This is a genomic window from Pseudomonas sp. FG86 (assembly GCF_057808775.1).
Genome location: NZ_JBMDIS010000142.1, coordinates 1 through 9,632, shown reverse-complemented (window position 1 = coordinate 9,632; position 9,632 = coordinate 1). Strand labels below are relative to the sequence as shown.

Here is a 9,632-nt window from a genome sequence, read left to right as displayed (position 1 = left end):
GCCAGCGTCATCGCTGGCCGGCGCACAGCGGCTAACCCACCCAGCCGACCGCTGTTTTCGGAATCACTTCCGACTCATCCATCTTGGACGCAAACATACTCACGGCTTTCACCGCGTCACTGGTGCTGGTGCGGATCTGCAGGATCACCGAACCCGCCTGGTCAGCCAGGCTGACCCCACGCTGCGCGCCTTCCTGGGTGGCATTCATGCTGGTGACTGCATCTCGGGTCTCCGACAGGATCATGCCGATCATCTCGGCGATCTCCGCCGTGGAGCGGCTGGTGCGTCCCGCCAGCTGCCTGACCTCGTCGGCCACCACGGCAAACCCGCGGCCCTGGTCGCCGGCCCGTGCCGCCTCGATGGCGGCGTTGAGCGCCAGCAGGTTGGTCTGGTCGGCGATGCCGCGAATGGTGTTGACGATAGCGGTGATCTGCTCGGAACGATCACCCAGTTGCCCCACCAGTCGCGCCGAGGCACCAATGTGCTCGGCAATCCGGCGCATTTCCGTGGCCGTGTCGTGGATCACCTGGGTACCGTGCTCGGCGAAGCGTTCGGTTTCGGACGAGATATGGTAGGCACGGGAAGCGCCGCGCGAGTCTTCCTCGAACTTCTCCACGCGCTCGGTGATGTCACTGGCAAACTTGACGATCTTGACCAGTGTGCCGTCGCCGTCGTAGACCGGGTTGTAACTGGCCTCCAGCCACGCGACACGGCCATGCTTGCCGAGGCGCTTGAATTGCCCGGTGAAGAATTCACCGTTGTTCAAGCGGCGCCAGAAATCGGTGTACTCGCTGCTGTTGATCAGACTGGGCTCGCAAAACAGGCGGTGGTGTTTGCCTTTGATTTCGGCCAGCGTATAGCCCATGACGTGCAGAAAGTTCTCGTTGGCGTCCAGTACCTGGCCGTTCAAGTCGAACTCGATCACTGCCATTGCCCGGTCCACTGCGGCCAGTTTGCTGCGGGTCGCCGCCTCCTGTTCGACTTTGCTCGTGACATCCAGGGCGTACTTGACCACTTTCAGCACTTGGCCACGCTCATCCAGCACCGGGTTGTAGCTGGCTTCCAGCCAGACGGTCTTGCCGTGGGCATCCACCCGCTTAAAAGTGCCCGACACGAACTTACCGGCCTTGAGCTCACCCCAGAACTGGCTGTAGGCCGGGCTGTTGGTCAGCGCTGGCAAGCAAAAGTCACGGTGGGATTTCCCCGCCAACTGGTCGCGGCTGTAACCCAGGGTTTTCAGAAAGTTGTCGTTGGCACGCAGTACCTTGCCGTTGAGGTCGAATTCGACCACTGCCATGGAGCGTTCCAGGGCGCTGATCAGTCCTTTGAACTCGGTGACTTCGGCCGTCCTGGCCGCCAGTTCGGTTTTGAGCGTTGTGTTGAACATGACGTACCCTCAGCCGTGCGGAAAAAACCTGTGTCTTTATTCGCTATCGGCTGAGAAATACACGACTTTACGGCGTAAAAATGATTATTTTCTGACGTCAAATTCTTGCGCGAGCCAGCGTGATTCAAGGCTTTGCGGCGAGCGAAGCCAACCGCTCACGCATGCCGGTGCTGGCCGCCGGGCCGGCCTGCAACACACAGCGATCCAAGGGCACGATGTGGCCCTCGGCGCTCGCCAACATCGGCTGTAGCGGTCGCCCGGTGTCCCGCTCGACCAACTCGACACTGGTGCCCTCTTCGGCGTAATGCCGGTTGCCCCACGCCACCAGCGACATCAGCACCATGCGGAAATCCTCACCCTTGGCGGTCGGTACATATTCGTAGCGCGGCGGCCGCTCGCTGTAGGCCCTGCGTTCCAACATCCCCGCCTCCACCAACGCAGTCAGGCGGCGCGTGAGCATGTTGGGAGCGATGCCCAAGCTGCGCGAAAACTCATCGAAGCGGCGCAGCCCCTGCAGCGCGTCGCGCATGATCAAAATGCTCCACCACTCCCCTACCCGGTCGAGGCTGCGGGCGATGGGGCATTCGTCGCGGGTCAGGGACTTGCGTTGCATAAAGGTTCCTAGGGGCCGGTGCAAAGTTGTGTGACGCCATGTTACTTTCATCATGATAGTGACGTCCATAGGGTCTTAACCCTCAATGCAACCGGAGTCGATTGATCATGAGTAAACGTATCGTTGTGACAGGCATGGGTGCGCTGACACCGTTGGGCGCTGACGTGGAGTCAACCTGGAAACGCCTGTTGAACGGGCAGTCGGGCATTCGTCGCCTGCCTGAAGACCTGATCGGCGACCTGGCCATCAGCATCGGCGGCCAAGTGCAGAGTGTGTTGCAGGACCCCGAAGCCGGGTTCGATCCTGATCGCCTGTTGGCTGCAAAAGAGCAGCGCAAGATGGATCGTTTTATCCTGTTCGCACTGGCGGCCGCCGATGAAGCGTTGAAGCAGGCCGGCTGGGCACCGAAGACCGTGCAGGAGCAGGAACGCACCGCAACCATCATCGCCTCGGGCGTCGGCGGCTTTCCGGCCATCGCGGAGGCGGTACGTACCACCGACAGCAAGGGGCCGCGACGCTTGTCGCCGTTCACCATCCCATCGTTCCTGAGCAACATGGCCGCCGGGCATGTGTCGATCAACTATGGCTTGAAAGGCCCGTTGGGCGCACCGGTCACTGCCTGTGCGGCGGGTGTGCAGGCCATTGGCGACGCCGCGCGGATGATCCGTGCGGGCGAAGTGGACGTGGCAGTGTGCGGGGGGGCCGAAGCGGCGATCCACCGGGTCAGCCTGGCCGGCTTTGCGGCGGCACGGGCCTTGTCCAGCGATTTCAACGACGCCCCCGAGCGCGCCTCGCGCCCGTTCGATCAGGCACGCGACGGCTTTGTCATGGGCGAAGGCGCCGGCCTCCTGGTGATCGAAGAACTGGAACACGCCCTTGCACGCGGTGCCCAGCCGATTGCCGAACTGGTGGGCTACGGCACCAGTGCCGATGCGTACCACATGACGGCTGGCCCGGAAGACGGTGACGGCGCGCGCCGGGCGATGACCCAGGCGTTGCGTCAGGCAGGCATCGAGGCGTCCGAGGTGCAGTACCTGAATGCCCACGCCACCTCGACGCCGGTGGGCGATAAAGGCGAATTGGCAGCCATCAGGACCGTGTTCGGTGACGGTGGCCGCCTGGCAATCAGCTCGACCAAGTCCGCCACCGGCCACTTGCTGGGGGCTGCGGGCGGCATCGAGGCCATCTTCACCGTGCTTGCCCTGCGCGATCAGGTCGCACCGGTGACCCTCAACCTGGAAAACCCGGATGAACTGGCCGCCGGGTTGGACATGGTGCGCGGAGATGCGCGGCCAATGGCGATTGAATATGCGCTGTCCAACGGCTTCGGCTTTGGTGGCGTGAATGCCAGCGTGCTGTTCCGCCGCTGGGCATAAGCCAGCGGTTTGCCCCTGGGATTATTTTCGGGGACCATGGCGCCTTTCTGTCACTGCCAACAAGAGGCGCCCATGGCTAACCACGACCTGTCCTACACCCCCGATCCGGATGCCGACTCGATTTCCTCAGATGTCGTCGGCTTCAACGGCATCCTGGTCTCCACCCAGATCCCGACCCGCGCCGACGGCAGCCTGGAACTGGGGGATATCACCCTGCAAAGCGAATGCACCCTGCAAGCGTTGAAAGTCGCCCTGGAAAAGGCCGGCAGTTCCATGGACCGAGTCATGCACCTGACCATCTACCTCACGGACATGGCCGATCGCGGTGCATTCAATGAGGTCTACAAGCGCTTTTTCGCCAAGCCATGGCCCGTGCGCGCGGCGGTTGGAGTGGCTGCACTGGCGGTTGAAGGGATGCGCGTGGAAGTCACGGCGATGGCTGCCAAGGCCTGAAAACCCAGGCGTCAACCGAGAAACATCACGACCTCCAACGCGCGTAGTGCTGTAACCGGATAACCCATTTTTCGGTCGACCGACTCGCGCAACGTTACAAGACGCCTATCCTTTTGCAGATCGCCAAGCAATTCCATGTAGTTTTCATAAGCCGCGACATTGTTGACTCGGTATTGATGCGCCTTGGCGCCATGGACAAAAGCATAGATTCGCGAGTCCCAAATAGGAAATGCTGCCGGATTGACGAAATGCAGCAACTTGGAGGCGCCTACAACTGAGTGATTCACCAACTGAGCCAAGCGGCCCAGTTGGTTATGACTCAAAACCCCCTGTGTCTTGGCCTCGTTCAGTATGTCCGCCCCCATGGCGACAGTGACTGCCTTATCCGCGTGGATCTCAAGAATGGTTGGCATCCAGCCATAAACCATATGGGCCGCGCAGATGAAGTCCCTTTCCGTGAATGTAGCCCGGTCCGCCAAGGAAGAAAGTATGTGGGGATAGGCCCGAATATACGAGTTGTTCGGGTCTATCCGGGTTGTGGGCTCCAGTGTAAAGACGTCCTTCATGGGCAAAGATTTCTTTGCCCTAAAGTTATCGCAGCATTCACAGGACGGCCTGTTAGCTCTCATCGCTGACCTTTTTTATCGTCCAGTACTTTATTTATCCGCTCCAACAACAGCAGTCGAATGCTTTCCAGGATGCCCGACTCTCCATTCACGGCTTTTTCCTTGCGGATGATTTTTAGCTGGCAATTAAGGGCAAGTGTCAGCAAGAACCACATCACAACAGTGACAATGACCATCTGGCCACTTCCGACGGTGAATTTCACCCCGAACGTGTTCAGTAACCCTTCATTCATCGATTCAAACAACGTGAAACTGGTGAGCCAGTTCACCGCCACCGCAGCGAAGTGCAGGGCCAGCAACGGCTCGGTCGTACGCTTGAAAATGTACGTCGCAATCATCAAACGGAGCGATGCGCGGCGAGCGAAATACCATAGGCATGGCACCCCAAGCACCACTACTAGCGTCGGCATTGCCAGCAGCGTGATGTTTTCGATGATCCATGCGATCTTCCTTAGTAACCACGACAACCAGCCCCAATCGAGTGCTGGCAACAACTGTAATAGCCAATGAATCCCGTACAAAATCACTTCGCCAGCGATGATGAACAAGATCGGAAGGATACATAGTAAAAACGAAAGAAAAGTGAAAATGAATGACTTGAGGATCGGCCAATCAGTCAACTCGAGGTATTTTTTGAGCAGTCTTAACATCAGTTATCCTAAATTAAGAAGTCGTGGGTGCTGAGCTATTATAATGCCATTACTCGGCATGCAATACTGGTTTAGTCCTTCGGTGGATGCCGGTCAGGTAATTCACGGCTACAATGCCCGCCTCGACCGTGACAAGCCTGACTAAAAAAACTATGTCCTTGCCCAAGCATCACCTGGAATTGCTCAGCCCTGCCCGCGATGTCGCCATCGCACGCGAGGCCATCCTGCATGGCGCCGACGCCATCTACATCGGCGGGCCCAGCTTCGGCGCCCGCCACAATGCCTGTAACGACGTGAGCGATATCGCTCACTTGGTCGAATTCGCCCGGCGCTACCACGCCCGTGTCTTCACCACCCTCAACACCATCCTGCATGACAACGAACTGGAACCCGCGCGCAAGCTGATCCATCAGCTCTACGACGCCGGCGTCGATGCGTTGATCGTGCAAGACCTGGGCGTGATGGAGCTGGATATTCCGCCCATCGAGCTGCACGCCAGTACCCAGACCGATATCCGTACCCTCGGGCGCGCCAGGTTTCTTGACCAGGCGGGTTTCTCGCAGCTGGTCCTGGCCCGTGAGCTGAACCTGCAGGAAATCCGCGCCATCGCCGATGAAACCGATGCCGCCATCGAGTTCTTTATCCACGGCGCGCTGTGCGTGGCGTTCTCCGGGCAGTGCAATATTTCCCACGCGCAGAATGGCCGCAGTGCCAACCGTGGCGACTGCTCCCAGGCCTGCCGCCTGCCATACACCTTGAAAGACGACCAGGGCCGCGTCGTGGCCTTTGAAAAGCATCTGCTGTCGATGAAAGACAACAACCAGAGCGCCAACCTGCGCGCCTTGGTGGAAGCCGGTGTGCGTTCGTTCAAGATCGAAGGCCGCTACAAGGACATGGGCTACGTGAAGAACATCACGGCCTATTACCGCCAGCGTCTCGACGAGATCCTCGAAGACCGTCCGGACCTGGCCCGCGCGTCCAGCGGCCGTACCGCACACTTCTTCCTGCCCGACCCGGAAAAAACCTTCCACCGTGGCAGCACCGACTACTTTGTCAGCGACCGCAAGATCGACATTGGCGCCTTCGACACCCCGACCTTCACCGGCCTGCCGGTGGGTGTGGTGGAAAAAGCCGGCAAGCGCGACTTGCAAGTGGTCACCCATGAGCCGCTGTCCAACGGCGATGGCCTCAATGTGCTGGTCAAGCGTGAGGTGGTCGGGTTCCGCGCCAATATCGCCGAGCCCAAGGGTGAATTCGAGGAAGACGGCGAGAAGCGCTACCGCTACCGCGTCGAGCCGAATGAAATGCCGGCCGGCCTGCATCAGTTGCGCCCGAACCACCCGTTGAACCGCAACCTGGACCATAACTGGCAGCAGGCGTTGCTCAAGATCTCGGCCGAACGCCGTATCGGCCTGTCATGGGTCGCACGTTTGCGCGAAGAACAGCTGGAAGTCACCGCCACCAGCGAAGAAGGCATCCGTGCCAGCGTCACCCTGCCCGGCCCGTTTGGCGTGGCCAACAAACCGGAACAGGCGCTGGATACCCTGCGCGACCTGCTTGGCCAACTGGGTACCACCGAGTATCACGCCACCCGTATCGAGCTGGATGCACCCCAGGCGTTCTTCATTCCCAACTCGCAGCTCAAGGCATTGCGCCGCGAAGTGATCGAAGCGCTGACCGCCGCCCGTGTTGCCGCACACCCGCGTGGCGGGCGCAAGGCCGAGGTCACGCCGCCGCCGGTGTACCCGGAAGCGCACCTGTCGTTCCTGGCCAACGTGTACAACCAGAAGGCTCGCGACTTCTACCACCGTCACGGCGTGAAGCTGATCGACGCGGCCTTCGAAGCCCATGAAGAGACCGGCGAAGTGCCGGTGATGATCACCAAGCACTGCCTGCGTTTCTCGTTCAACCTGTGCCCTAAACAGGCCAAGGGTGTCACGGGCGTGAAGACCAAGGTTGCGCCGATGCAGTTGATCCATGGCGACGAAGTGCTGACCCTGAAGTTCGACTGCAAACCCTGCGAGATGCACGTGGTGGGCAAGATCAAGGGGCACATCCTTGGGCTGCCGCAACCGGGCAGCGTGGTGGAGCATTTCAACCCGGAAAACCTCATCTATCAGGGCACACACTGACCCTGTGGGAGCGGGGCCACCACCAGCCCCGCTGCAACCCCGCCGCTGCCAGCAGAATGGCCGCTACCCCGAGCCATTGCAGCCAGCCCAGGCGATGCCCGAAGGCAATCCAATCGACGAAGATCGCCGCAATCGGGTAGATAAACGACAGTGCGCCGGTGATGGCGGTGGGCAGTTTCTGGATCGCGCCATACAGCAACACATACATCAACCCGGTGTGCACCACGCCGAGCGTCGCCAGTGCCGCCCAGGCGTTGGTGGTGACCGGCAAGCTATGCCAAGGCACCAGCGGCGCCAGCAGCAGTGCGCCCGTCGTCACCTGGATCAACGCCATCAAATGCGGCGGTACGTCCTTCAAACGCTTGATGATCAGCGCGGCAATCGCGTACAGCAATGCCGCGCCCAGCGCCAAGGCGATGCCTGCCAGGTAATCGTCGCCGGTTGGCTGATCGCCATGGGCGGTGACAATCGCCAGCATTCCCAGGAACGCCACGCTCAGCCACGCCAGTTTCTGCACGGTGATTTTTTCACCTAGAAACACGGCCGCCAGCATCACCAGCATGAACGGCTGCACGTTGTACACCGCCGTGCTGATGGCGATCGATGCGCGGGAATAGGATTCGAACAACAGCAACCAGTTGCCGACGATGGCCACGCCACTGAGCATCGCCAAGCCCAGCTTGGCCCAACTGAGCAGGTCCGGCCGCAGGTAGCCCAGCAGCGCGCACACCAGCAGCAGCATCAGCCCACCGATCAAACAGCGCCAGAACACCACTTCGATGACCGACACGCCCGACACCAGCACAAACCAGCCGATGGTCCCCGAGATCAGCATGGCGGCGACCATTTCCCACGACCCGCGACGGATGGATGTATCCATGATTGAAGCTCCTCAAGTGAGGCTCAATTATGGCAATCTGCTCGTGATCGGCTCCAGCGACTAAAAAAGGCAAAAAACCGAAATTACCTTTTCTTATTAGGCGAACTCCATGATCGACACCATCGACCAGCAACTCATCGCCGCCTTGATGGATGACTCGCGGTTGTCCCTCAAGGCCCTGGCGGGCATCACCGGCCTGTCGTCGCCCAGCGTCGGCGAACGCCTGCGTCGCCTCGAAGAGCGTGGCGTACTGACCCACTACACGGTCGATATCGACCCCAGGCATTTTGGCTACCTGCTGCAAGCCATCGTGCGCATCCGCCCCCTGCCCGGCAAATTGCAGGAGGTGGAGCGCCAGATCCAGGCGATCCCTGAATTCACCGAATGCGATAAGGTCACGGGCGAAGATTGTTTTATTGCCCGCTTGCATGTGCGCACCATGGACCATCTCGACAACCTGCTGGACCGGATCAACGCCTACGCGGAAACCAATACCGCCATCGTCAAGAAAACCCCGGTGAAACGGCGCCTGCCGCCGCTGGGCAACGACTGAACCGTAACAAGCCGATTCCTGCACCTGGGGGGCTGTGGCAAGCGGGCCTGTTATGGCGAGCGTGCTTGTTGTGGCAAGTGAGTCTGTTATGGCGAGCGTGCTTCCTGTGGCGAGCGGGCTTGCCCCGCGTTGGGCTGCGAAGCAGCCCCAATAAGGCCACCGCGCTTATCCAGGTACATTAAATCGCCAGGTTTTGGGGCCGCTTCGCGCCCCAACGCGGGGCAAGCCCGCTCGCCACAACAGGCCCGGCCCACTCACAACAGGCCCGCTGCCAGAATAAGTCGTGTCCGCCTGTTGCAATGCAATAAAGGGATACGCAACTCAAGTCAGCTATTTCGCCTCCGCTGCTAGCGTGAAAGCTTCTTATCTACGCGAAGGAGCAACGGATTGCCTCGTCAGCCAAACTCTCACCTATTGCGACGTGGTCGCTATTCAGAAACCGGCCGGGCCTATCTGGTCACCGCTGTCGTGCATCACCGCCACCCATTGTTTCGCGACTTTCACCTGGGGCGGTTATTAGTCGCCGAACTCAAGAGAGTTCATGATTCAGGACAGGTCAATTCCCTGGCGTGGGTGATCATGCCGGACCACTTTCATTGGCTGTTCGACCTCAACGGTACGACGTTGCCTGATGTGATGCGCCAGACCAAGTCGCGCAGCACCTCAAGCATCAACAAAGCCCGTGGCAGTCGGGAGAAATTCTGGCAGCGTGGCTACCACGACCGGGCGGTGCGGGCTGAAGATGATATTCGGAAAATGGCACGCTATATCGTCGCCAACCCCCTGCGCGCAAGGTTGGTGGAGCGGATTAGCGATTATCCGCTTTGGGATGCAACCTGGTTATGACCCCGCTCGTTGTGATAGCGGGACTGTTATGGCAATGGGGCTTGTTGTGGCGGGCGGGCTTCCTGTGGCGAGCGGGCTTGCCCCGCGTTGGGCTGCGAAGCGGCCCCAAAACCTGG

9 protein-coding genes and 2 pseudogenes are annotated in these 9,632 nt (G+C 60.1%); 5 read left to right on the top strand and 6 right to left on the bottom strand.

The features are described 5' to 3' along the window. Nucleotides 1–31: 31 nt before the first annotated feature. From ACODSV_RS35060 to ACODSV_RS35050, 3 genes and pseudogenes are all read right to left on the bottom strand, one after another. A pseudogene (locus ACODSV_RS35060) lies at nt 32–508 on the bottom strand (methyl-accepting chemotaxis protein); the annotation flags it as partial. 111 nt (nt 509–619) lie between these two features. Further along, a pseudogene (locus ACODSV_RS35055) lies at nt 620–1,387 on the bottom strand (PAS domain-containing protein); the annotation flags it as partial. A gap of 124 nt (nt 1,388–1,511) precedes the next feature. After that, nucleotides 1,512–2,000 carry a winged helix-turn-helix transcriptional regulator gene (locus tag ACODSV_RS35050; RefSeq protein WP_024075534.1) on the bottom strand — a complete coding sequence of 163 codons (489 nt, stop codon included), beginning with the start codon at nt 1,998–2,000 and terminating at the stop codon, nt 1,512–1,514. Nucleotides 2,001–2,107: 107 nt separating this feature from the next. Here ACODSV_RS35050 and fabF point away from each other — a divergent pair, with 107 nt between their 5' ends. Together fabF and ACODSV_RS35040 are read left to right on the top strand one after the other, a co-directional pair. Beyond that, complete coding sequence (fabF, locus tag ACODSV_RS35045) at nt 2,108–3,376, top strand: beta-ketoacyl-ACP synthase II (protein WP_150056373.1); 1,269 nt, start codon at nt 2,108–2,110, stop codon at nt 3,374–3,376. Between the two features lie 72 nt (nt 3,377–3,448). Then, on the top strand, nt 3,449–3,829 hold the full coding sequence (locus ACODSV_RS35040; protein WP_024075536.1) for a RidA family protein: 381 nt from the start codon (nt 3,449–3,451) through the stop codon (nt 3,827–3,829). A gap of 11 nt (nt 3,830–3,840) precedes the next feature. Here the strand turns inward: ACODSV_RS35040 and ACODSV_RS35035 are convergent, their stop codons facing one another. Further along, the gene (locus ACODSV_RS35035; protein WP_150056374.1) at nt 3,841–4,395 is read right to left on the bottom strand and encodes a hypothetical protein; all 555 of its coding nucleotides are present in this window, start codon (nt 4,393–4,395) and stop codon (nt 3,841–3,843) included. A 59-nt stretch (nt 4,396–4,454) separates the two neighbouring features. Beyond that, nucleotides 4,455–5,105 carry a hypothetical protein gene (locus ACODSV_RS35030; RefSeq protein WP_150056375.1) on the bottom strand — a complete coding sequence of 217 codons (651 nt, stop codon included), beginning with the start codon at nt 5,103–5,105 and terminating at the stop codon, nt 4,455–4,457. Between the two features lie 152 nt (nt 5,106–5,257). Here ACODSV_RS35030 and ACODSV_RS35025 point away from each other — a divergent pair, with 152 nt between their 5' ends. Then, nucleotides 5,258–7,237, top strand: coding sequence for a peptidase U32 family protein (locus ACODSV_RS35025; RefSeq protein WP_150056376.1), 1,980 nt, complete (start codon nt 5,258–5,260; stop codon nt 7,235–7,237). Here ACODSV_RS35025 and ACODSV_RS35020 read toward each other — a convergent pair. Beyond that, nucleotides 7,215–8,117 (bottom strand): DMT family transporter, encoded by a 903-nt coding sequence (locus tag ACODSV_RS35020; RefSeq protein ID WP_150056377.1) that lies wholly within the window; start codon nt 8,115–8,117, stop codon nt 7,215–7,217. The two genes, ACODSV_RS35025 and ACODSV_RS35020, sit on opposite strands and share 23 nt — an antisense overlap. Before the next feature lie 109 nt (nt 8,118–8,226). Between ACODSV_RS35020 and ACODSV_RS35015 the strand changes: the two genes are divergently transcribed. Both ACODSV_RS35015 and ACODSV_RS35010 read left to right on the top strand, forming a co-directional pair. After that, on the top strand, nt 8,227–8,670 hold the full coding sequence (locus ACODSV_RS35015; protein ID WP_024075539.1) for an Lrp/AsnC family transcriptional regulator: 444 nt from the start codon (nt 8,227–8,229) through the stop codon (nt 8,668–8,670). Nucleotides 8,671–9,057: 387 nt separating this feature from the next. Next, nucleotides 9,058–9,516: an REP-associated tyrosine transposase gene (locus ACODSV_RS35010; RefSeq protein WP_454843643.1), complete on the top strand. Its 459-nt coding sequence runs from the start codon at nt 9,058–9,060 to the stop codon at nt 9,514–9,516. The last annotated feature ends 116 nt before the right edge of the window (nt 9,517–9,632 follow it).

Bases quoted from the DNA above. Each gene is read 5' to 3' on its own strand.
- ACODSV_RS35030 (WP_150056375.1), bottom strand. From the start codon at position 5,105: ATGTTAAGACTGCTCAAAAAATACCTCGAGTTGACTGATTGGCCGATC.
- ACODSV_RS35015 (WP_024075539.1), top strand. From the start codon at position 8,227: ATGATCGACACCATCGACCAGCAACTCATCGCCGCCTTGATGGATGAC.
- ACODSV_RS35020 (WP_150056377.1), bottom strand. From the start codon at position 8,117: ATGGATACATCCATCCGTCGCGGGTCGTGGGAAATGGTCGCCGCCATG.
- ACODSV_RS35035 (WP_150056374.1), bottom strand. From the start codon at position 4,395: ATGAAGGACGTCTTTACACTGGAGCCCACAACCCGGATAGACCCGAAC.
- ACODSV_RS35050 (WP_024075534.1), bottom strand. From the start codon at position 2,000: ATGCAACGCAAGTCCCTGACCCGCGACGAATGCCCCATCGCCCGCAGC.
- ACODSV_RS35025 (WP_150056376.1), top strand. From the start codon at position 5,258: ATGTCCTTGCCCAAGCATCACCTGGAATTGCTCAGCCCTGCCCGCGAT.
- ACODSV_RS35040 (WP_024075536.1), top strand. From the start codon at position 3,449: ATGGCTAACCACGACCTGTCCTACACCCCCGATCCGGATGCCGACTCG.
- fabF (WP_150056373.1), top strand. From the start codon at position 2,108: ATGAGTAAACGTATCGTTGTGACAGGCATGGGTGCGCTGACACCGTTG.